Below are 21,030 nucleotides of genomic sequence, written 5' to 3' on the forward strand. Positions count from 1 at the left end.
CACGTCCTACGAGCCTTTTCGCGTGCGGAGGATCAGGTCGCCCGGCGACGGTCGGCGAGGGCGGCGAACAACCCGGCCGCGACGGCGAGCAGACCGCACAGCAGCAACGAGAACCGGTAGCCCGACAGCAGGGCCGCCGCCGGCGCTTCGGCCACGGACGCGCCCGCCGGCAGTTCACCGGCCGTGCGGCTCACCGCGATGGCCGCGAACAGCGCGACGCCGAGCGCGGAGCCGAGCTGCTGGGACGTGTTGAACAGACCGCCGGCCAGCCCCTGCCGGTCGTCGGGCACGCCCGCCGTCGCCGAGATGATGATCATCACGACGGCCGTGATGTTGCCGAACCCGACCAGGGCCGTGCCGACGAGCACCGCGACCAACCCCGCCGTGCCGGAGGGCAGCGCGGCCATCGCCAGCGACCCGACCGCCTGCGCGGCGACGCCGAGGACCATCGTGGCCCGTGAGCCGATCCGCGCCGCGATCCGGCCCGCGACGAACCCGGCGAGCATGGCGGTGAGGCCGAGCACCGAGAACGTCAACCCCGTGCGCAACGGCGTGTACCGCTCGATCACCTGCAGGTAGAGCGTGACGATGTAGGTCGAGCCGACGAACGCCCCGATCAGCGCCAGGTTCGTCACGTTGGCCACGACCAGGGCCCGCAGCCGGAAGATGCTCATCGGGACCAGGGGGTGCGGCGCCTTGTTCTCGATGAGCACGAACGCCACCAGCAGCACGGCCGACAACGCGAACGCGGTCAACGTCGTCGCGCCGAGCCAGCCGTGCGTGTGCGCCACCGACAACCCGTAGACCAGGCTGATCAACGCCACCGTGACGGTGACCGCGCCGGGCAGGTCGAGCTTCGTGCGGTTGGCGGGCCGGGCGGCCTCGGTGAGGAACAGGACCGCCGCGACACCGGTGACGACGCCGATGGGCACGTTGATGAAGAACACCCACCGCCAGTTGAGCAGGTCGGTCAGCACACCGCCCGCGATGACGCCGCACACGAACCCCAACGACAGCACCGCGCCCCACACGCCCAGCGCACGGTTGCGAGCCGGGCCCTCGGGGAACGACGTCGTCAACAACGCCAGGGCCGCCGGCGCCACGAACGCCGCCGCCAAACCCTGGACACCGCGCAACACGACCAGCTGCACGGCGTCCTGCGCGAGCCCGGCCAACAGCGAGGCGAGCCCGAACACCAACAACCCGACGATGAACAGCCGCCGCTGCCCGTGCAGGTCGGCGACCCGTCCGCCGAGCAGCAGGCACCCGCCGAAGGTCAGGGCGTAGGCGCTGACCACCCACTGCAGGTCGTTGGCGGAGAAGCCGAGGTCGGTCTGGATCGTCGGCAGCGCGACGTTGGTGATGGAGAAGTCGAGGACGATCATGAACTGCGCGGCGCACAACAACAGCAGGACGAGCCCACCGCGCGCCCCACCGGCGGCCGGCCGCCCGGCCCGCGTTTCAGCTGTACTGGACAACGTCGAACTCCCTAGGACGATGGGAAAGCGGATTGCGCCTCCACTGTCCTCATCGGAGGGAAACCGATCCAGGGCGACGGCCGTTCAACGCCGAATTCCGCGCGGCTATGGGTAGTTGACGTAAACGTGGGGGGGGGGGGCGGGGGCCGCGCGCCCCCCGGGGGGGGGGGGGCGGGGGGGGGGCGGCGGGGCGCGCCCCGGTGGGGTTGTTTCACTTAACGGGGGCGCGCCGCCTGGCGCCCGCCCCGCCACGTGTGGTCGGTGGTTCGGGGCGGGGTCAGCCGGCCGCGCAGGAGACGGACGGCCAGGTCCAGTTGCCGTTCGCCTGTATCGTCACGCCCCAGTTGTTGCCGCTGCCGTTGGGCCTCGCGGTCAGCGTCTGGGCGTTCGGGTAGCTCGCGCTGACGTTCCAGGTCGACAGGACCTTCGCGGGCGACGGCACGTTCATCGTCACCGTCCAGTTGGACGAGCCGCTGACCGAGACGTTGAGGTTGTAGCGGTCGCTCCACTTGTCACCCGCGGACAGGGAGGCGGTGCAGCCGCCGGTGCCCGGGTTGCCGGTGCCGGGGTTGCCGCCCGACACGCCGTCGACGGTGATGTTGGAGCTGCCGCTGCTCTGGTAGCCCTCGGTCGCCATGATCATGTAGTAGTGGCTGCCGAGGTTCATCCCGTTGCGCGCCCACGCGTCGAAGTGGTTGCCGGACGTGATGCTGCCGCCGGTCTTCTTCGACTGCCGGACGCTCCAGTACTGGTCGAAGGTCCGGGTACCGTCGATCGACGGCGCATTCGTCCGCGTCGTCTTGTAGATGTCGTAGGTGCCGCCGTCGGTGGTGACCGTGCCCTTGTACTGCCCGGTGGGCCGGTACGTGCCCCAGTTGTCGACGATGTAGTACTCGACGAGCGGGTTCCGGGTCCACCCGTAAAGGGTCAGGTAGGCGTTCCCGGAAGGGTTGAAGCTGCCCGAGTAGTTGACCGTCCGCCGCCCGCCGGTGGCCCAGCCCTTGCCCGCCACGAAATTGCCGGTGTTGCGCCACGACGTGCTGTAGTTGCCGCCGGAACCGAGCTCCATCGAGACGGTGCCCTGGCTGTCGGTCCAGAACGAGTAGAAGTAGCCGTTGTTGGTGCCCTCTTGGTTGGTGGTCACCGCCGCCTGGGCGTTCGACGTCACGATCGCCATGAGCAGAAAAGTGATCGCCGTCAGCGGGAGCAACCTCCCGCCTTTGATCTTGACGGACATCGTGGGAATTCCTTTCAGCAGCATTGCTGATCGACGTCGAATAGCATCGAGTCGGCCCTCGGGTGCGGTCAACAGTTTGCGAAACTTTCCGGTCGGGTACGCCGATCGGATTCACGTGACAGGGCCGGAAAGGCATTCGCACGACCGCGTGCCCGACACCGGGGGTGGTGTCGGGCACGCGTCGGGTCGTCAGCTACCGGTGCACGTGAGCATCGGCGTGCCGGGCGACCCCGTGGACGTCCCGAGGAACCCGAACGTGGTGCCGGCACCCGCGCCGACCGAACCGTTGTGCGCGGCGTTGCGGGCGGTGACCGTCGATCCCTGGCTGGTCACGGTCGCGTTCCACGACTGGCTGACCGTTTCACCGCCGGTGTAGGTCCACGACACGGTCCAGTTGCTGATCGCCGAGGTGCCCGCCGTCACGCGGACCTCGCCCTGGAACCCGCCCTGCCACTGGTTGACCACCGTGTACGTCGCCGAGCACCGCGCACCGCCGGGCTGCGTGGTCGTGGTCGTCGTAGTTGTGGTGGTGGTCGTGGTCGACGTCGTGGTCGTGGTCGACGTGGGTGTGGTCGAACCGCCCCAGCCCTGCGCCGAGTCCAGCCACGTGATCCGGCGCTGCATCCAGTCCCGCATCGCCTGCACCTGACCCTGCCACGTGGGTGCGGTCGGGGTGCGGAAGAAGCCGACGGTCGGCGAGCTGAGGTTCGGCCAGCGCTGGAAGTTGCGCTGGGCGCCGTTGGTCAGCGGCCGGGCGAGGGCGTCGACCCGCGCCGCCAACGAGGAGTCGGAGAGCAGGCCGCGCCGCAACGCCTGCCAGCGCGACTTGACCTGGTTCACGAACGCCGGGTCGCGCAGCAGTTGCGCGTACCAGTCGTTGGCGATCGGTTGCCGGGTCTGCAGGTGCTGCCAACCGGCGACCTGGTCGTTCTGGAAGAACCCGCCGACGCCGAACGTGAGGTCGAAGTCCCACAGCGGCCCGGCGAAGATCTTGCTGTCCCGGTCCTTGTAGAAGTGGGCGCTGCGGAGGTAGGCGTCCATGCCGCGACTGAGCTCGTTGACGATCATGTGGTCGATGAACGACGGCACGTCGATGTACTTCTGGTACCCGGTGACGGGATCGGCGAAGTTCGACGCCCGCAGGACGTTGTGGAACTCCTGGATGTGACCGCGCAACCAGTCCCGCTGCTGGGTGTTCAACGGGTCGGGGTCGGCCACCTCGAGGTAGTTCCAGCACGTGTTCGTCGGCCCGGTGCACGCCAGCGTCGGCTCCTCGGCCGCCATCCACTCGAACTTGAAGATGTACCCGCCCTGGATCGTGGGCAGGGTCGTGTCGTCCTCGTCCAGACCCTTGAGGTCCAACCGGTTCTTCGAGTTCTTGATGGTCTCCACCATCATGTAGACGCCCATGTAGTCGCTTGCGCCCACGGGAGTGGTGTCGGTGTTGAGGTAGAACTCGACGAACTTGTACCGGGGCGCCTTGAGCCCCATCTCGCGGCCGAGGTCGTAGATGAACGCCTCGCGGATCAGGGACTTGTCGGTGAACGGTCCGCGCAGCACCCAGTCGGAGTCGGCGGGCATGCCGAGCACCGGGTAGTCGGCGTCGTCGCCCGCGTTGTCCCAGAACTCCAGCCGGTACGGCGTCTTCTCGAACGAGGCCGACGACTGCCCGCGCAGCTTGAACCCGCCGCGCGTGGCGACGGTCGGGGTCGCGGCCAACGACGTCGTGCCGCCCGCCTGCGGTTCGAAGATCATGGTGGCGCCGTCGAAGTACTCGCGCTGCGGCTTGCCCGCGCCGTAGGAGTCGATCGCGACCACCGGCAGGTCGTGCGCGGTGGCGGTGGCCTCGCGGGCGACGTACATCGCCGTGCCGGGACGCCCGGAGGCCGCGTTGTTGACGAACGCCTGTGCGCGCAGCTGTGTCGTCCTGGTGAGCTGCACCGAGCCCTGGTAGGGGGTCGACTGCGCGGTGGGCAGCTGGCCGTTGGTGGTGTAGCGGATCTGGGCGCCGGCGATCGTGGTGCTCAACGACACCGACACCTGTCCCTGGAACGTGCCGCTCGGCACGGAGAACGTGATGTCGCCGACCAGGTCGTCGGCCGCCGCCGCGGCGGCGATGGCGTCGGCGGCGGCCGTGCCGCCGGTGGATCCCGTGGGGGAGCCGGGTTCGGCGCCCGCGGACAACGGGATGAGCAGACCGGTGAGGAGCACCGCGGCGACCGCGAGCCCCTTGGCCTGGTGTGTCGTCGCCGCGGCGCCGTTGCTGCGGAGGGTCAGACGCACGATGCCTCCTGTTCGGTTCGGTGGGACGGGGTGGTCGGTACCGGGCCGACCGACGACGTGGCGCCCCGGAAGTGGCGGCGCAGCGTCCGTCGCCACGGCGCGTCGGGCAGGTCGAGGCGGAGCGCGGCCAGACCGGTGGCGTACTTGGAGATCCGGGCGGGCCGCACCCCCCGCTGCCACAACATGCGGTCGACCGGCGAGGCGGCCGAGGCGGTCTTGGTCTCGATCACGGCCAGGCCGGACAACCGCAGCGCGGCGTCGTCGTGCCGCCACGACAGCGCGGTGTCGATGGTGACCCGGCTCGCGGACTCCGGCAGCAGCAACGTGGTGCGGTGGTAGCCCGTGACCAGGACCGGGTCGAGCGAGCCGTCGGCGTCGGGCGCGATCGACTCGCGGGCGAGCGCCTCGTCGACGAAGTCGCGTCCCGGGCGGACGGTGTCGCAGTCGTCCGGGTGGTACGGCAGCCGGTGCTTGGTGATGCTGCCCCGGGCGCCGCTGATCTTGACCTCCAGCCAGCACTCGCCGGAGTCGAGGTACGTGCGGGTGCGCACCTTGAACCGACGGCGCCTGCGGTAGGCCGCGGAGTGGTAGCTCGACAGGCGCGGCGTGTCGAAGTAGACCGACTCGTAGCGGAACGTCCGCTCACCGCCGATGTCGAGCACCCGCGCGTGCGGCGCGAGCTGCTCCAGCAGGTGCGGCAGCGCCGCGGCCGGCACGACGTACTTGCGGTCGACCCTGGTCTGCAACGCGGCCCGCTCGACCAGCTCGGCCAGCCCGACCGGGGCCATCCGCGCGAGGGCGGGCGTGGAGGTCGTCGTGGTCATCGGCGCGCTCCCGAAGGTGCGGACGCGGTGTGCGCTGTGGTCAGGGCGTGCGGGGTCAGCGCGTACCGGACGTCGACGATCGTGGTCTCGTTCACCAGGTCCAGCCGCTGCACGGTGACGGTGTGCACCCTGGCGTTGAGCAGCTGCTCCAGGTGCGCGACGAGCGTGACGTGGTCGGTGATGGCCGAGTCCAGGACCAGGATCTGGTGCCGGTAGTGGCGGAACAGCTTCCGGTTGTCGCCGAGGAACATCACCACGACGATGAGCCCCATGAGGCCGCCGTTGAGCCACATCGACGACGTGCTCAACGCGCCGAGCAGGCCGAGGGCGAGGGCGGAGAAGTAGTACGCCACCTCGTGCTGGTCGAGTTCCGTCGAGCGCAGGCGGATGATCGACAGCACGCCGAACAGCGCCATGCCGAGCCCGATGCCCGCACCGGTGTTGCTGGTGCTCAGCGCGCTCGCGACGGCGAGGACGCCGATGTTGACCCCCAGGTAGGCGACGACGAGGTCGCGTCGGCGGTGCCGCGGGAAGTAGAGCCCGAAGACGAGCAGCACCACCGCACAGATGTCGATCGCGAACAGGACGAGTTGTGACATCTCGTTCGTTCCTCCTACAGCCGCGTGCCGAGGTCGGCTGGGCACCGCCCGCTTCTTGGCGGGGGTCTGCAGGACGGTCGCCGAAACTTTCGAATATTCAGGTAAACTTTCGGGAACTCGATCGAAACGATAGGGGCCACTGTGGTGTCGCGTCAATGAACTGCCGGTGTACTGACGTGTCTCAAAACGTGGATGCTTCGCTGGTGAGGGCCATTCGGCCGTGAATCGTGCCGCCTTTTGGCAGGCCCGCCGAGCCGTACGCGCGGTAATCGACCCATGTCAAACGGTACCGAAACTTTCGGATCGGGTGGAGCTAAGTTGACCAAGGAGGGGCGCGCCACGGGCACGGGGTCTTCCCAACGGTGACGTCCGCAGGACCATGGACCCGGTCACGTCGAGGGTGAGGGGGACGGTCATCGAGACGGCGAAGGTCCTCGTGGTCGACCCGATCGACGGCACGGCGGTCGACCGCCTGCGCCGCGTGGCGGACGTGCTCGTGCGCCCGCGGCCGTCCGCCGCCGAGCTGCCCGACCTCGTGGCCGACGCCGACGTGATCGTCCTGCGCAGCGGCGTGCACCTCACCGCGTCCGTCCTGGGCCGCGCCTCGAAGCTCAAGGTCGTCGTGCGGGCGGGCACCGGCGTGGACAACATCGACCTGGAGGCCGCCTGGCGTGCCGGGGTGCGCGTGTTCACCGTCCCCGGCGCCTCCGCCACCGCGGTCGCTGAACTCGCGATCGGGCTGACGCTCGCGGTGTCGCGCCGGATCGCCCTCGCCGACCGGCACGTGCGCGCCGGTCGGTGGCCGAAGGCGGAGCTGGTGGGCCACGAGTTGAGCGGCAAGGACTTCGGGCTCGTGGGGTTCGGCGAGATCGGCGCCCGCGTCGCGCGGATGCTGGCCGGGTTCTCCCCGCGCCTGCGCACGGCGATCCGGCTGCCGACGCCGTCGCGGCGGGCGGCGATCGCCCGGCAGGGCGTCGAGGTGGTGGACCTGCCGACGCTGCTGCGCGAGTCCGACGTCGTCTGCCTCGCCGTGCCGTTGACCGACCTCACCCGGCGCCTGATCGGCGCGGCCGAGCTGCGTGCCATGAGGCGCCACGCCGTCCTGGTCAACGTGTCGCGCGGCGGTGTGGTGGACGAGGACGCCCTGGCGGCGGCCCTGCGCGACGGCACGATCGCGGGCGCCGGCCTCGACGTGCACGAGTCGGAGGGCGGCGTCAGCCCGTTCGCCGGGCTGGACAACGTCGTCCTCACCCCGCACATCGGCGCGATGTCGGTGGACGCGCAACGCCGCATCGGGGACGTCGTGGTCGACACGGTCATCGGCGCCCTCGGTGGTGGGTCGCCGATCCCCGCGGCGGCCCGGGAGCAACGGCCTGACCGCTGATCACCGCAGCACGCACGGCCGGTGCGACGAACTTCCGCCGAGCCCGCCGCGCGGGCCGCTAGCCTCGGGTCCGAGCACCGCACTCCTGGCCCGGCCGAGGGGGGACGCCCGTGCGCACAGCCACGTCCGCGGGTCGGCGACCGGTCGGCGGCTTGACCGCCGGGGTCGTCGGCGCGAGCGGGCACGCGGGCGGCGAGCTGTGCCGACTGCTGCTCGGCCACCCCGAGGTGGCGACGATCCTGCCCACCTCGCGCGGCGACCGCGCGTTCGACGCCGTGCACCCCAACCTCCTCGGCGCCGGGCTGGCGTTCCTCGACGAGGGTGGGCTCCGGGACCGGGCGGAGTCGCTGGACGTGGTCTTCTTCTGCACGCCGACCGGTGAGGCCATGCGCCAGGCGCGGCACTACCTCGAGCGGGACGTGCTGGTCGTCGACCTGAGCGCCGACTTCCGCTTCCGCGACCCCGCCGCGTTCCAGCAGGCGCACGGACGCGCGCACACCGATCCCGAGCTGCTCTCCGAAGCCGTCTACGGCCTGACCGAGCTGCGCCGGGAGGAGATCGCGAACGCCCGCCTGATCGCCAACCCCGGCTGCTACGCGATCACCGCGGTCCTCGCGCTCACGCCGTTGCTGCGCACCGGGTGGTGGCGGCGGGACGCGCCGGTGTCGGTCCACGCGGTCAACGGCAGCACCGGCGCGGGCAGCGAGCCCAAGACCGCCGTGATGCACGCCGAGATGACCGCGTCCATGCTCTCGTACCAGCTGTCGGGCCACCGGCACGCCCCCGAGCTGGAGGAGTTCTTCGCGGCGGAGACCGGCGAGCCGGTCGTGGTCGACCTGAACACCGCGCACGGCGACTTCGCCCGGGGGATCCACTTGCAGGCCAACGTCCACCTCGCCGAGGGGGTGTCCCGGGAGGACCTGCTCGCCCGGTACGTCGACGCCTACGGCGCGGGCCACGACGGCGAGCACTTCGTCCTGGTGAACACCCGGCCGAAGGTCGGCGCGCGTGACGAGAAGCAGTACGACCTGTACCCGCGGCTCGGGAGCGTGGTCGGGTCGAACTTCTGCCACCTCGGCGTCGACGTCGACCCGGAGCGGCGGATCGCGAAGGTCGTCGCGGTGACCGACAACCTGGTCAAGGGCGCCGCCGGGTCGGCCGTGCAGAACATGAACGCCGCCCTCGGGCTGCCCGAGACGACCGGGCTGCGGGCCTATGCGCTGTGACGGCGTGCCGCTGCTGTCCGATGTGGACATCCGGCCGGGTGACCGGTGGATCTACTCGGCGGGCTTCAACGTGCGCCCGGACCTGGCCGCCACGGCCAGGATCGACGAGGAACTGCCGGACCTCCGCCGGATCCTGGGCGCCGGCGGGCGGATCGCGATCCTGTCGCACCAGGGATCGCACCGCGACCGCTCCGCAGCCTCCCTCGACTTCGTGGCGGAGTACCTGTCCGACCGGCTCGGCACGGTGGTGGAGCACCACCCGGACAACGACACCGCGGACGCCGTCGACCGGGCACGGCGACTGCGGCCGGGCGAGGCGGTGCTGTTCGGCAACACCCGCGAGCACGCGGGGGAGGAGGGCAACGACCCCGGGCTGGCGCGGCGGTTCGCGGCGCTCGGCGACGCGGTGGCCGTCGGCGGCTTCTCGAAGGCGCACCGGGCGCACGCGTCCAACGTCGGCCTGCTCGACCACCTGCCCGGCTACCTGGCCGACAGCGTGGTGGCGCAGCTCGCGCTGCTCGCGCCGTGGTCCGGCGCCTCGACGCGGTACTCGGTCGCCGTGCTCGGCGGTGTCAAGCGCGAGAAGACGACGCCGGGGCTGGACGCGCTGGCCCAGTGCTACGACCTGGTGGTGCCCGGCGGCGCGGTGCTCAACGGCCTGCTGCGCGCGACGGGGCACCGGATCGGCGCGTCGGCGCCCGGTGACGCCGGCGCGGCGGAACGGGTGCTGGCCCGGGACAACCGCGCCGAGATCCACCTGCCGCGCGAGGTCGTGGTGGCCGACCGCGACCTGACCCGCTTCGCCGTCGTGCCGGTGCGCGACGGCGTGCCGCCGGGGTGGTCGATCGTGGACTTCGTGCCGCGACCGTGGCTGCACGACCGGCTCGACCGCCTGGCCGCGGGTGGTCGTGCGCTGCTCGCGGGCACACCGTGCCTCTACGCGCACGGCTTTCGCCGAAGCGCCGACGTGCTGCTCGCCGCGTTCCGCGCCCCGTCGGTGGACGCGTTGCTGCTCGGCGGCGACACGGTCGCCGAACTGCCGTGGTACGGCCCGGCGTCCACCGGTGGCGGCGCCGCCTTGCACTTCCTCGGCCACGGCACGCTGCCCGTCCTCGACGCGCTCCGCCGGACCGGGGGTGTGACGCGGTGATCTTCGACGTGTCCCTGCCGACCGCGGTGGTGTTCGGCGCCGGGCGGTTCGCCGAGCTGGGGGCCAGGACCAGGGCGCTGGGCGGTCGCGCGCTGCTGGTGTGCGGCCGGTCGGCGGCGCGTGAGCACGGGCTGCTCGCCGCCGCGACGACCTCGTTGGCGGGTGCTGGTGTCGCGGTGACGGTCTTCGACCAGGTGTCCGAGGGGCCGCTGGACACCGAGGTCGACGCCGCCGTCGGGGCGGGCTTGGCGGCTTCCTGCGACGTGGTCGTCGGGTTGGGCGGTGGCAGCGCGATCGACGCGGCGAAGGCCGCCGCCGTCGGGCTGCGCGCCGGGCCCGTCGGACCGCTGGTCGGCGCACCCGCGCTCGACCGCGACCCGCGTGCCGTGCCGGTGGTGGCGGTGCCGACGGTCGCGGGCAGCGGCGCCGAGGTGACCAAGGGCGCGATCATCACCGACACGTCCCGCCGGCTGCGGGCGGGTATCCGGGGCGACGACCTGTTCCCGCGCGTGGCCCTGGTCGACCCGGACCTGCTGGTGACGGTGCCCGCGCACGTCGCGGTGGCGGCCGGGTTCGACGCGTTCACCCACCTGGTCGAGGGTTGCGTGGCCCGCCGGTCGGACGACGCGGTGCGGTGGGCCGCCGAACGGGCCCTGCCCCTCCTCGTGCGCCGGCTGCCCGAGATCGCGGCCGGGGCGCTCGGGGCGGAGCAGCGCGCGGACCTCGCGCTGGCGTCGCTGCTGGGCGGCTTCGCCGTGGCCAACGCCGGCACCTGCCTGCCCCACCGGCTCCAGCAGGCGATGGGCTCGGTGCCGGGAGTTCGGGTGTCGCACGGCCGCGGCCTGGCGCTGCTCTACCCCGCGTGGCTGGCGCACGCGACCGTCCACGCGGGGGAGCGGTTCGCCGCCGTCGCGCGCCTGATGGGCGTCAACGACGTTGCCGACGGGGTGGACCGGTTGACGACCGCGATCGGCGTCGGCGCGCCGCCGGACTCGTTCGGCTTCTCGTCGGACGACCTACCGGCGTTGGTGGGCGGCGTCACCGGGAATGTCGACAACGATCCGATCCCGAACGTGGGGGAAACGGTCATCCGCGACATCTACCTGGCCGCATTTCGGCGGTGATCGCACAAAAGGGCTCCTTGCCGCCCTCGACGGTCGCGCACTACCATCAGCCATTCGCTATTCGTCACGGCGCCCAACGAGGAGCGGGATGTCCGCCGACAGCACGCCCGACCTGTCCGTCACCCACCCGGTGCTGAGAATTCTTCACGAACGTCGGGTGGGTAACAGCAAACCCGGTCAGCGCACGGATCCGCACAAGGTCGGCCTGGCCGTCGAGGGTGGCGGTATGCGCGGTGTGGTGTCCGCCGCCATGCTGGCCGCCTTGGAGGAATTCGGCTTCGCGGATTGTTTCGACGCGGTGTACGGCGCATCGGCCGGTGCGATCAGCGGCGCCTATTTCCTCGCGGGCGAGACGTGGAAATCGCTGCCCCTGTACTACCGGGACCTGCCCGCCCGGGGGCTCATCGACCTCAAGCGGGTGCTGCGCGGCAGGTCGATCCTCGACCTCGACCTGCTCTTCGACGACGTGATGGAGCACGTCCGCCCGCTCGACTACGAGAAGGTGCTGAGCGGTCCCGTGCCGCTCGGGGTGGCCGTCACCCTGGTCGATCGGATGGAACCCCTGCTGGTCACCTCCTTCGAGTCGAAGGCCGACCTCAAGGAGGCGCTGCGCGCGGGCTCGTGGCGTCCGGTGCTGGTCAGGGGCACGGCCGAGTACCGGGGGCAGCGGGCGGTCGACGGGTCGATGCTGGCCGCGCTGCCGTACACCCTCGCGGTCGACGACGGCTGCACGCACGTGCTGTCGCTGAGCACGTTCCCCACCGGCGGCTACTCGACCAAGCCGTCGCTGCTCGGCAAGCTCACCGCGCGGCAGCTCGACCGGGCGCGGAGAGGACTGGGCGCGCTGTACCTCGACCACGCGCGGAAGAAGTACGACGGCCTGCTCTGGCTGGCCTCCCAACGGGACGCGCCGAACGCCGATCCGCCGTTCGTGCTCGACCTCGCGCCGGCCAGTGGTGAGGACACCATCAGCCGGTGGGAAACCCGGCTGGGTCCGCTGGTCCACGCGGTCGAGCGGTCTTACGAAATGGTGTACACGACATTCCGGATGGGCGCGGGCGGTGAACGCGCTTCGGTTCGCGCGGTGCCGCGCTGGACCGTCGTTCCTGCGGAGTGACGGTCGACCTCACGGATTGACGGCCGACTCGGAACGGTGCTCGCGGGCCAGCAATTGCCCGATCTCGTCGTGCCGGAATCGGTAGGCCGCGCCGTCCTGCCGCAGGATCTCCAGGTTCTTCGCCCGTTCGAGGCAGGCGATCAACCGCAAAGGGCTCCGCTTCGCCGCCCACAGCAATGCGGAGGCGATGACGTACGAGCACCAAGGCGAGAAGCACAGGGCGAACACCAGTCCGATGCAGCCGCCCAGGGCAGCGCCGGACTGCCACGAGACGTTCGCCGCGTACTCGGCCAGCAGGCCGCTCACCCCGAGGCGCGCCGCGGCCAGGTGGAAGGCCCACATCACGATCGCCGAGGCGACGGTGGGCAGCACGAGGTAGGTCATCGCGACCGTGCGTGCCGAGCGGAGCGTGCTGACCGGGGTCGAGGCGACCGGTTTCGGCGTCGGCTCGCTCATCCACCTCACGTACCCGCCCGCGAGGCCGACCGCAAGCCCCGCGGTGAGGCCGTAGACCGACCCGACCACGGCTCCGTACTCCAGGCCGCTCCGGAAACCGCCCACGGCCCCGTAGCGCAGGGCGCCGATGAGCGTGCCGGCCAGGCCGATGCCCAACCCACTCACCACGCCCAGCGCCAGGTACGGCAGCAGGCGGCGTTCCCGCCGCGCGGTGGCGGGGTCCAGCGGCACGGGTTGGCGGGTCGGCCGGGCCACCTCGAGCCGGCGCAGCAGGACGCCCGCGATGAACACGCTGAAGCAGATGCCGAGCGCGGTCGTCAGCCCGCGCACCAGCGCGGCTTGGGCGTCCTTCTCCGTCCACTCGTGGGCGGCGGTGACGAACGCGGTGATCACCCCCGTGACGATGCTGCTCTTCAGCACCGCCTTGGTGGAGCGCTCGATGCTGCGCGCGGCGGCAACGGCCACGCCCATCGCGACCCCCAGCTCGGCGGCGACGAAGAGGGCGTCCACGGGGTGCAACATGGTCAGCGCGCCCGCGAGCACGGCGAGCCCGGTGGTCACGCCCGCCAGCGCGCCGCACCGCACCCCGCCGAGCGCGCCGCGGGTCAGGCCGATCGTCATGGCCAGGACCAGGCCGATCGTGATGCCTCGGGTGAGTCCTTCGGGGAAACCGCTGGTCAACAGGTAGACGAAGCCCGCCAGGACACCCGCGACGACCGACCACCAGGTGGCGGGCACGAACTCGTAGACCCGCCACCACTCGAACCTCGGCTTGCCGTCCGCCGCGACCAGGCGCAGCCAGCGCCGTGTGGGGTCCGCTCGCGACCCGGAGTCGCGCGGCGCCGGGTCCGCGTCGAGCTTGGCCAGCAGGTCCTCGATCAGGAGTGCCTTGATCCCCGCCTCGTCGAGGTGGTCGACGCGGCGCACGAAATCGGCCGGCCGCGCGTCGTCGTCGCCGTACTTGCTCCGCACGAGGGATGCGTAAAGGGGCACGGTCATGACCTCTTTGACCGGTGACGGGCCGGGCTGTTCGAGCAACCGGAACAGCGATCGCCACTTCTCCGGGCGGGTGGACAGGAGCCGTGAACCGGGTTCGACGGCATCCACGTCGTCACGCACGTCCGGGGAGACCCGATAAATGCGGAAAAGTCTGGTCCATCCCCTCTCGGGGTGGGACTCGGCCACGCCCGGCGCGGCCTCGTAACCGTCGTCGGCCTCGCTCAGGAAGTCGATCGCGTCCTCGACCGCCAACGGCCGCAAAACGACCTCGGTCGCGTTCAGGGCGCGCAAGCGCTTCTTCAAGGCGGGCCCGTAGTCCTCCGTGCGGCACGTGAGGACGAGCGAGGTCGCCTTCGGCAGGAAATCGTTGATCTGGTCCACGACGGCGCCGCGGTCGTGCTCGTCCACCTCGTCGAGACCGTCCAGGACGAAGGCCAGTCGCTTGGTCCGGATGAGTCGCGCGATGACGTTCGCGCCGTAGATCGGCGTGTTCTTCAAGAACGTGTAGTGGTCGCCCAGGGTGCGCACGACCCACGATCCGAAGCTTTCCGAAGCCGGGCTCCAACCGGACAGGCGCAACACGACCGGAACCGCGTCGGAACGCGCCCGCGAACGCAACAGCGCGAGCGCCAGGAACAACCCGAGAACCGATTTCCCGGACGCGGGCGCGCCGACGACGACGAACCGGCGGCGACCGGCCGGCGAGGACGAGTAGAGGTCGAGGATCGCCCGCTCGTACTCGCTGAGCGGTTCGGCGACCTCCTCGTCGGGCGGCCGTCGAGCGGCGGGAACGGCCGGTCCGCGGCGCCCGCGCCCGGCCACCTCCCACCTGATCTTCGCCGGCACGGTGTCGCGCAGGCCCTGCAGCCGGACCTCGTCCTCCAGTTGCTCGACGACGGCCTCGGCCAGCTCGCGCACCGCCAGGTCGAGCTGGTCGACCCGCGCCGTCTTCGCCATGCCGGGCAGGCTGTTCTGCAGCACCCAGAACAACGCGGAGAGCAGGGCCACAATCGCCGCGACGATGCTCGACACCTCGTCGGTCTTGCTGGTTCCGGCGAACACCCAACTGCCGATCAGAACCGCCAGGGCGCAACCGAGCACCGCCGCGGCGATCCGGTTGCGCACCATGGAACGAGACTAGCCGTGGAGCGCCTCCGGTTCGATCCGCCGATCGAACGAGAGGAGCTGCGCACGATGGTCCGGTGGCGCGGAAAGTTTTCGTGTTCCACCGCGTTCCGGAAAGCGGACGCGAATGCACGAAGTGATCTTGTAAAATTTCTTCGGGTGCGCTTATGGTGACTGGGTAAGAATTTTCCAAGTAGGCGTAGTATCGGTTTAATCTTGTCGTCGCGGCCAACTTTCGGCCCAACATCCTTGACGGTCCGGTCGGGGGTGTGCTGACACTGGTGCCACTTTGACGGCATGGCGCAGAACCGACCGAAGCGATGGCGACGCCCGACTTCCGATGTCGTCCCTCATTCGGCCCCAACGCGACAGCCAAGGCTTCCGGCTCGAATGCAGGTTGGTGCGCAAAACGGACATGAGGAGGGTCGACCACGTCATGGGCGCAGATCTCAACACGCAAGTGGGAAACCGGATCAAGCAACGCCGTGCTGTGGTGAAAATGGACCAGGCGGCCTTGGCGACCAAGTTGGACGTGCCCGTCTCAGTCGTGCGGGGCTGGGAGTCCGGCTCCCCCGAGGAGCCCCTCGACCTCACCGGCCTGGCCGGTGTCGCCGCCGCGCTGAGCACGAGCATCGCCGACCTGGTGCCCGCACCCGAGGACGACCTGACCGACGGGGTCCGGCTCCAGTTGCCCGAGGAGGACTCCAGCGTCGTCGGCAGGCGCGGCGGCATGGACTACTACGTCTACCGCTCCCTGGTGCGGAGCCCGTCGGTGCCCATGCTCGTCCCGCTCGTGGTGGACGTCCTGGTCGACGACCCGGAGCGGGCGGAGTTCAACGGCGGGCACGCCGCGCACGAGTTCATCTACGTCATGGAGGGCTCGGTCCACATGCAGTGGGGCGACGAGACCGCGCCGAAGACGGCGGACCTGCCCACTGGGGCGAGCATCTACATCAGCCCGCACGTCTCGCACACGTTCACGGCGCTGGGCGGGCGCAACGCCCGCCTGCTGTCCGTCAACTTCTGAGCACGCGACCAGGCGGGCCGCCGACACCGTTCGGCGGCCCGCCGGCGTCGCGCCACACCGGTTCCGGCCCGCACGACGAGGAGCACCGAGTGATCCGAGGGTTGCACCCGTCCTTCCGCGACGTCCTGGCGCGCGGCGGACTCGTGAAGGTCGCCGGCGCGCACAACGCGCTCGGCGCGGTGCTGGCCGAGAGGGCCGGTTTCCACGCGGTGTGGTCGTCCAGCTTCGAGGTCTCGGCGGCCCGGTGCCTGCCGGACGCGAGCCTGCTGACGATGACCGACTACCTGGAGGCCGCCGTGCACATGCAGCGGGCCGTGGGTGTCCCTGTCGTGGCCGACTGCGACTCGGGCTTCGGCAACGAGCTGAACTTCGCGCACCTCGTGCACGAGTACGAGGCGTCCGGGATCACCGCGGTGTGCGTCGAGGACAAGTTGTTCCCCAAGATGAACAGCTTCGTCGGCGAGGATCAGCGCCTGGTCGACGCCGAGGTCTTCGCGCGGCGGATCGCGGTGGCGAAGCAGGCGCAGCGCGGCGAGGACTTCCTGGTGATCGCCAGGACGGAGGCGTTCATCGCGGGCCTCGGGCTGGAGGAGGCGCTGCGGCGCTGCCACACCTACGCCGACGCGGGCGCCGACGCCGTGCTCGTGCACTCCAAGCAGAGCACCGAGGTCGAGGTCGCGGCGTTCCTCGCGCGCTGGGTGCGCGACGTCCCCGTGGCGGTGGTGCCGACGACGTACCCGGCGTGGCACGCCGAGGACGCGCACCGCGCCGGCGCCGCGATCGTCATCTACGCCAACCAAGGGCTGAGGGCGCAGGTCCTCGCCCTGCGCCACACCTTCGGCGAGATCGTCCGCGCCGGCCACACCGCCGGGGTCGAGTCGGGCATCGCCACCCTGGACGACATCTTCACCCTGCAAGGGCTGGAGGCCTGGCGGAAGCTGGCGCGCTGACACCCGGGCCCGTCCGTCCACATGGGACGAGGCGGGTGGCGTTCGAACCGCGCGTCAGGACGGCCAGTTGCCGAGGAGGGCGTGGAGCGCGTCGAGGGTCTTCGACCAGGACGCCTCGGTGTCGCGCGGGTGGTGCCGGAAGCCGCCCGCCGCTTCGAGGGCCGTGTAGCCGTGCACCGTGCTGTGGAGCAGGCGCACGGCGTCGGTCTCGGCCGGCTCGGGCAGGTGGTAGCCGCGCAGGATGGCGCGGGTCATCTCCGAGTGCCGGTCGGCCCGGCTCGTGGCCGCGATCTCCGGCGTCAGGTCGACCTGCATGGCGGCGTACCGGCCGGGGTGCTCCTTGGCGTAGTCGCGGTAGGCGTTGGCGAAGGCGACCAGGGCGTCCTTGCCCGCGCGCCCGGCCAGGGCGGAGGCAGCGCGGTCGGCGAGCTCGGCCAGCGCCAGCACCGCCACCCGTTCCCGCAGGTCCTGGGCGTTCTTGAGGTGCGAGTACAGGCTCGCGTCCTTGACGCCGAACCGGCGTGCGAGCGCCGACACGGTCAGGTTGTCGAAACCGACCTCGTCCGCCAACTCCGCCGCCGCCCGGACCAGGCGTTCGACGGTCAGCCCCGCGCGTGCCATGTCGTCCTCCCGGAACCTAGAGGCTCTAGGCTAGCACTTATACATTTGTCCCTGTCACCTAGCTGACGTAGCTTGGGTGCATGGAACCCGTAACCGAGCGCGAGATCCGCGCGTCGTTCGTCAACTGCACCAAGGGCGAGGCGAAGCGCCTGTCCGTGCCGGGTGACCTGTCCGAGCGGCCGTGGGACGAACTGGACTTCCTCGGCTGGCGCGATCCCGCGTCACCGCAACGCGCCTACCTGGTCGCCGCCTCCGGTGACGGGTTGGTCGGCGTGGCGCTGCGCCTGGCGTCCCCGCACGCCGGCCAGCCGCGGCGCACGATGTGCTCGCTGTGCCTGACCACACACCCGGGCGGCGGCGTCGCCCTGATGACGGCGCGCAAGGCGGGCCGCGAGGGTCAGCAGGGCAACTCCGTGGGCGCCTACCTCTGCGCCGACCTGGCGTGCTCGCTCTACCTGCGGGGCAAGAAGGACGCGGGCCCCGGCTCCCGGCTGCACGAGTCGCTCACGGTCGCGGAACTGGCCGACCGGACCGCCGTGAAGCTCAACAGCTTCCTCGCGCGCGTGACCGGCTGAGCATCGCTCGACGTTCCGATCCCGGCGTGCCGCAATCGAATTCTCGGTACCACCGCTCCGCCGGCATCGGCGATAGCCGATAGGTGGTCCCGGAGGGGGACGCGTGGCGGTGACCAAGCTGATGGTGTGCTTGGTCAATTCCCGCAAACACCAGGGGCGGTGTGTCGCGGGCATCGCGATCGGCCGTGGTGGTCCACAATGGACCTGTCCGGTCAGCGGTCGGCCAGGTCATGAGGTGTCGCCACTGGAGCGGCAATACCGCGGCGGAGCGGAACCCGGTCCTCGACGTCATCTCCGTGCCGCGGCGGAATCGCGTGGGACGAGTTATGCGGTTTCGAGGAGCGCCCCGACAACTTGAGGTGCGTCGCGCCCATCCGCTCTCCGGCAAGCTGTCGGAGGTCCAGGCCCGGTTTCGCCACAGTGCCTCGGCGTACGCGCTGAAAGTGACCGTTCCGGTGTACGAAGAGAGATTTCGGGCCAAATGGCTCGGAAAACACCGGCTGGATGAGGCATTGCTGACGGTGAGCCTCGCCGAGGCGTGCAACGGCTACTTCTACGAGCTGGTGGCGGCGGTCGTCGAGCGGTCCGGCGTCGGGTCCGGTGGCCGGTGACGATTCCGGGCGCGGTGTTCACGATCGGCCATTCCGTGCACGATCTCGCGAACCTGGTGCGGCTGCTCCGCCGTCACGACGCCGGCATCGAGTACGCCTTCCTCGGCAAGGAACTCGGAGCGCGCACCGAAGACCTGAGCTGCTACGTCGACGGACGGGTCCAGCACGACGTCCTGGCCAAGACACCGGACTTCGTCAGCGGGCTCGAACGGCTCCAGAAGGGGTCCCGGACCGAGCGGCTCGACGAGGCGCTGAGTCGTCAGGAGTCACGGATCGCGTACGTCAACGAAGAGCTTCGCGACGACGGGGTGACAGAGGTATGAACATCTACACCATCGGCTTCACCAAGAAGTCGCGGAGAGGTTCTTCGGCCTGCTGCGCGACTCGGGTGCGGTGGCCCTCGTCGACGTGCGGCTGAACGACGTGTCGCAATTGGCCGGTTTCGCCCAGCGTGACGACTTGAAGTACTTCCTCCGCAAGCTCTGCGGCATGTCCTGCACCCACCGGCCCGACCTGGCGCCGACGCAGGTCATGCCGTCCTGCTCTGCAGCGAGGACAAGCCCCGCCACTGCCACCGCCGGCTGGTCGCGGAGTACCTGGCGGAGCGCTGGGGCGGCGTCGCGGTCGAGCACCTGGTCCGAGCGGGCGCAGCCCCGGCGAGGTTCGCTGACGGAAAAAGTGAGTTGTCGTCGGCATCCCCGGAGGTAGGGTTGGCGTGTTCGGGGCGCCGTTGCCTCTTTGTCGCGCCCGTCTTTTCCTCTGGGGGATCCACGCATGACTTCCGCAGGTGTGTCCGACGCCGTGACGTCGCCGCCCGCGCTCACCCGCGCCGACCGCGCCGTGATCGGCGTGCTGCTGGTGGCCACGTTCGTGGTCATCCTGAACGAGACCATCATGGGCGTCGCACTGCCCGTGCTGCTCACCGAGCTCAACGTGACCGCCGCCGTGGGCCAGTGGCTCACCGCCGGCTTCCTGCTGACCATGTCGGTGGTCATCCCGATCACCGGCTACCTCATCCAACGCGTGACCACCCGCACGCTCTACGGCGTGGCGATGGGCCTGTTCAGCGCGGGCACGTTGCTCGCCGCGCTGGCTCCCGGCTTCGAAGTGCTCCTCGCGGCACGCGTCGTGCAGGCCTGTGGCACGGCGATCATGCTGCCGTTGCTGATGACGACCGTCATGACGCTCGTGCCGCCGGCCCGCCGCGGCGCGGTGATGGGCAACATCTCCATCGTCATCTCCGTCGCGCCGGCCATCGGGCCGACGGTGTCCGGCGTGGTGCTGGACCTGTTCAGCTGGCGCGCCATGTTCTGGGTCGTGCTGCCGATCTCGGTGACCGCGCTGGTGCTCGGCCTGCGCTGGGTCACCCGCATCGGCGAGGCGAGCAGCGCGCCGATCGACATCCTGTCGGTCGTGCTGTCGGTGTTCGGTTTCGGCGGCCTGGTCTACGGCCTGTCGAGCATCGGGCACACCGGCGGCGGGGCGTCCGCCACGCTGTGGGCGTCGCTCGCGGTCGGCGTGGTCGGCATCACGGCGTTCGTGCTGCGGCAGGTGCGACTGCAGCGGGACGAACGGGCGCTGCTGGACCTGCGGACGTTCGCCTTCCGCACGTTCACGCTGGCCAGCGCGCTGATGATGGTGATGATGGGCCTGCTGCTGGGCGTCGTCACGATCCTGCCGATCTACACCCAGAACGTGCTGGCGCTCGACCCGCTCGCCACCGGCCTGCTGCTGCTGCCGGGCGGTCTGCTGATGGGGCTGCTGTCGCCGTTCGTCGGCCGGCTCTACGACCGGGTGGGTCCGCGCGTCCTGCTCATCGTCGGCACGGTCGCCACCAGCGGCTCGCTGTGGTTCGCCACGACGTTCGACGAGGGCACGCCGACGCCGCTCGTGCTGGTGTTCCACCTCGTGCTGAGCCTGGGCCTGGCGTTCTCGTTCACGCCGCTGTTCTCCTCCGGCCTCGGCGCCCTGCCCGCCCGGCTCTACTCGCACGGCAGCGCGATCTTCAGCACGACCCAGCAGCTCGCCGCCGCGGCGGGCGTGGCGTTGCTGGTCAGCGTGATGAGCGCGCGTGCCGCCGAGCTGGCCACGGCCGGTGAGGCGAAGGTCGGCGCGGAGATGGGCGGCATGCACGCCGCGATCCTGCTGGCGGCGATCCTGTCGCTGGTCGCGGTGGTCGGTTCGTTCATGATCAAGGCGGGCAAGGCGGAAGACGCCCCGCACTAGCGAACGGCGGGGGGGGGG

General features: G+C 70.7%; 19 protein-coding genes and 1 pseudogene. 13 read left to right on the forward strand and 7 right to left on the reverse strand.

Features of this window, described 5'->3' with window-relative positions; translation table 11 throughout:
• Window positions 1–32: 32 nt before the first annotated feature.
• From LNK82_RS38085 to LNK82_RS38105, 5 genes are all read right to left on the reverse strand, one after another.
• Complete coding sequence (locus LNK82_RS38085; protein ID WP_230571709.1) at window positions 33–1,478, reverse strand: MFS transporter; 1,446 nt, start codon at window positions 1,476–1,478, stop codon at window positions 33–35.
• 277 nt (window positions 1,479–1,755) lie between these two features.
• Entirely contained in the window at window positions 1,756–2,715 is a 960-nt protein-coding gene (gene xynA / locus LNK82_RS48015; protein ID WP_308257434.1) for an endo-1,4-beta-xylanase XynA, read from the reverse strand.
• Between the two features lie 189 nt (window positions 2,716–2,904).
• Window positions 2,905–4,998: a CotH kinase family protein gene (locus tag LNK82_RS38095; RefSeq protein WP_230571710.1), complete on the reverse strand. Its 2,094-nt coding sequence runs from the start codon at window positions 4,996–4,998 to the stop codon at window positions 2,905–2,907.
• A complete protein-coding gene (locus LNK82_RS38100) occupies window positions 4,989–5,822 on the reverse strand; it encodes a polyphosphate polymerase domain-containing protein (protein ID WP_230571711.1) in 834 nt (277 codons plus the stop codon). The genes LNK82_RS38095 and LNK82_RS38100 overlap by 10 nt, the downstream gene beginning before the upstream one ends.
• Complete coding sequence (locus LNK82_RS38105) at window positions 5,819–6,421, reverse strand: DUF4956 domain-containing protein (RefSeq protein ID WP_230571712.1); 603 nt, start codon at window positions 6,419–6,421, stop codon at window positions 5,819–5,821. The genes LNK82_RS38100 and LNK82_RS38105 overlap by 4 nt, the downstream gene beginning before the upstream one ends.
• 400 nt (window positions 6,422–6,821) lie before the next feature.
• Here LNK82_RS38105 and LNK82_RS38110 point away from each other — a divergent pair, with 400 nt between their 5' ends.
• The 5 genes from LNK82_RS38110 to LNK82_RS38130 all read left to right on the forward strand — a co-directional run bounded on the left by LNK82_RS38110 (window position 6,822) and on the right by LNK82_RS38130 (window position 12,422).
• The gene (locus LNK82_RS38110; RefSeq protein ID WP_230571713.1) at window positions 6,822–7,805 is read left to right on the forward strand and encodes a hydroxyacid dehydrogenase; all 984 of its coding nucleotides are present in this window, start codon (window positions 6,822–6,824) and stop codon (window positions 7,803–7,805) included.
• A gap of 110 nt (window positions 7,806–7,915) precedes the next feature.
• On the forward strand, window positions 7,916–9,031 hold the full coding sequence (gene argC / locus LNK82_RS38115) for an N-acetyl-gamma-glutamyl-phosphate reductase (protein ID WP_230571714.1): 1,116 nt from the start codon (window positions 7,916–7,918) through the stop codon (window positions 9,029–9,031).
• A complete protein-coding gene (gene pgk / locus LNK82_RS38120; RefSeq protein WP_230571715.1) occupies window positions 9,021–10,181 on the forward strand; it encodes a phosphoglycerate kinase in 1,161 nt (386 codons plus the stop codon). The genes argC and pgk overlap by 11 nt, the downstream gene beginning before the upstream one ends.
• Window positions 10,178–11,305, forward strand: coding sequence for an iron-containing alcohol dehydrogenase (locus LNK82_RS38125; RefSeq protein ID WP_230571716.1), 1,128 nt, complete (start codon window positions 10,178–10,180; stop codon window positions 11,303–11,305). The genes pgk and LNK82_RS38125 overlap by 4 nt, the downstream gene beginning before the upstream one ends.
• A gap of 88 nt (window positions 11,306–11,393) precedes the next feature.
• The gene (locus tag LNK82_RS38130) at window positions 11,394–12,422 is read left to right on the forward strand and encodes a patatin-like phospholipase family protein (RefSeq protein WP_230571717.1); all 1,029 of its coding nucleotides are present in this window, start codon (window positions 11,394–11,396) and stop codon (window positions 12,420–12,422) included.
• Between the two features lie 9 nt (window positions 12,423–12,431).
• On the opposite strand, the gene LNK82_RS38135 is transcribed toward LNK82_RS38130, so the two are convergent.
• Entirely contained in the window at window positions 12,432–15,005 is a 2,574-nt protein-coding gene (locus LNK82_RS38135; RefSeq protein ID WP_230571718.1) for an NACHT domain-containing protein, read from the reverse strand.
• 496 nt (window positions 15,006–15,501) lie between these two features.
• On the opposite strand from LNK82_RS38135, the gene LNK82_RS38140 reads away from it, so the two are divergent.
• Window positions 15,502–16,029: a cupin domain-containing protein gene (locus LNK82_RS38140; protein ID WP_230571719.1), complete on the forward strand. Its 528-nt coding sequence runs from the start codon at window positions 15,502–15,504 to the stop codon at window positions 16,027–16,029.
• A gap of 89 nt (window positions 16,030–16,118) precedes the next feature.
• Window positions 16,119–16,979, forward strand: coding sequence for an isocitrate lyase/phosphoenolpyruvate mutase family protein (locus LNK82_RS38145; RefSeq protein WP_230571720.1), 861 nt, complete (start codon window positions 16,119–16,121; stop codon window positions 16,977–16,979).
• 54 nt (window positions 16,980–17,033) lie between these two features.
• Here LNK82_RS38145 and LNK82_RS38150 read toward each other — a convergent pair whose 3' ends face one another.
• Complete coding sequence (locus tag LNK82_RS38150; RefSeq protein WP_230571721.1) at window positions 17,034–17,600, reverse strand: TetR/AcrR family transcriptional regulator; 567 nt, start codon at window positions 17,598–17,600, stop codon at window positions 17,034–17,036.
• An 80-nt stretch (window positions 17,601–17,680) separates the two neighbouring features.
• On the opposite strand from LNK82_RS38150, the gene LNK82_RS38155 reads away from it, so the two are divergent.
• From LNK82_RS38155 to LNK82_RS38170, 6 genes and pseudogenes are all read left to right on the forward strand, one after another.
• Window positions 17,681–18,175, forward strand: a complete 495-nt coding sequence (locus LNK82_RS38155; RefSeq protein ID WP_230571722.1) for an FBP domain-containing protein — start codon at window positions 17,681–17,683, stop codon at window positions 18,173–18,175.
• Between the two features lie 121 nt (window positions 18,176–18,296).
• Window positions 18,297–18,533 carry a dual OB domain-containing protein gene (locus LNK82_RS48465; RefSeq protein WP_372470755.1) on the forward strand — a complete coding sequence of 79 codons (237 nt, stop codon included), beginning with the start codon at window positions 18,297–18,299 and terminating at the stop codon, window positions 18,531–18,533.
• On the forward strand, window positions 18,502–18,786 hold the full coding sequence (locus LNK82_RS48470) for a dual OB domain-containing protein (RefSeq protein WP_372470754.1): 285 nt from the start codon (window positions 18,502–18,504) through the stop codon (window positions 18,784–18,786). Before LNK82_RS48465 ends, LNK82_RS48470 begins: the two co-directional genes overlap by 32 nt.
• Window positions 18,787–18,800: 14 nt before the next feature.
• On the forward strand, window positions 18,801–19,109 hold the full coding sequence (locus tag LNK82_RS38160) for a hypothetical protein (protein WP_230571723.1): 309 nt from the start codon (window positions 18,801–18,803) through the stop codon (window positions 19,107–19,109).
• Between the two features lie 85 nt (window positions 19,110–19,194).
• Window positions 19,195–19,325: pseudogene (locus LNK82_RS38165) on the forward strand (hypothetical protein); the annotation flags it as partial.
• 235 nt (window positions 19,326–19,560) lie between these two features.
• Window positions 19,561–21,012: a DHA2 family efflux MFS transporter permease subunit gene (locus tag LNK82_RS38170; RefSeq protein WP_230571724.1), complete on the forward strand. Its 1,452-nt coding sequence runs from the start codon at window positions 19,561–19,563 to the stop codon at window positions 21,010–21,012.
• Window positions 21,013–21,030: the final 18 nt, after the last annotated feature.

The organism is Saccharothrix luteola, assembly GCF_020859565.1.
Classification (GTDB): domain Bacteria; phylum Actinomycetota; class Actinomycetes; order Mycobacteriales; family Pseudonocardiaceae; genus Actinosynnema; species Actinosynnema luteola.

Bases quoted from the DNA above. Each gene is read 5' to 3' on its own strand.
- xynA (WP_308257434.1), bottom strand. From the start codon at position 2,715: ATGTCCGTCAAGATCAAAGGCGGGAGGTTGCTCCCGCTGACGGCGATC.
- pgk (WP_230571715.1), top strand. From the start codon at position 9,021: ATGCGCTGTGACGGCGTGCCGCTGCTGTCCGATGTGGACATCCGGCCG.
- LNK82_RS38130 (WP_230571717.1), top strand. From the start codon at position 11,394: ATGTCCGCCGACAGCACGCCCGACCTGTCCGTCACCCACCCGGTGCTG.
- LNK82_RS48465 (WP_372470755.1), top strand. From the start codon at position 18,297: ATGGTGTGCTTGGTCAATTCCCGCAAACACCAGGGGCGGTGTGTCGCG.
- LNK82_RS38155 (WP_230571722.1), top strand. From the start codon at position 17,681: ATGGAACCCGTAACCGAGCGCGAGATCCGCGCGTCGTTCGTCAACTGC.
- LNK82_RS38100 (WP_230571711.1), bottom strand. From the start codon at position 5,822: ATGACCACGACGACCTCCACGCCCGCCCTCGCGCGGATGGCCCCGGTC.
- LNK82_RS38170 (WP_230571724.1), top strand. From the start codon at position 19,561: ATGACTTCCGCAGGTGTGTCCGACGCCGTGACGTCGCCGCCCGCGCTC.
- LNK82_RS38135 (WP_230571718.1), bottom strand. From the start codon at position 15,005: ATGGTGCGCAACCGGATCGCCGCGGCGGTGCTCGGTTGCGCCCTGGCG.
- LNK82_RS38105 (WP_230571712.1), bottom strand. From the start codon at position 6,421: ATGTCACAACTCGTCCTGTTCGCGATCGACATCTGTGCGGTGGTGCTG.
- LNK82_RS48470 (WP_372470754.1), top strand. From the start codon at position 18,502: ATGCGGTTTCGAGGAGCGCCCCGACAACTTGAGGTGCGTCGCGCCCAT.
- LNK82_RS38150 (WP_230571721.1), bottom strand. From the start codon at position 17,600: ATGGCACGCGCGGGGCTGACCGTCGAACGCCTGGTCCGGGCGGCGGCG.
- LNK82_RS38140 (WP_230571719.1), top strand. From the start codon at position 15,502: ATGGACCAGGCGGCCTTGGCGACCAAGTTGGACGTGCCCGTCTCAGTC.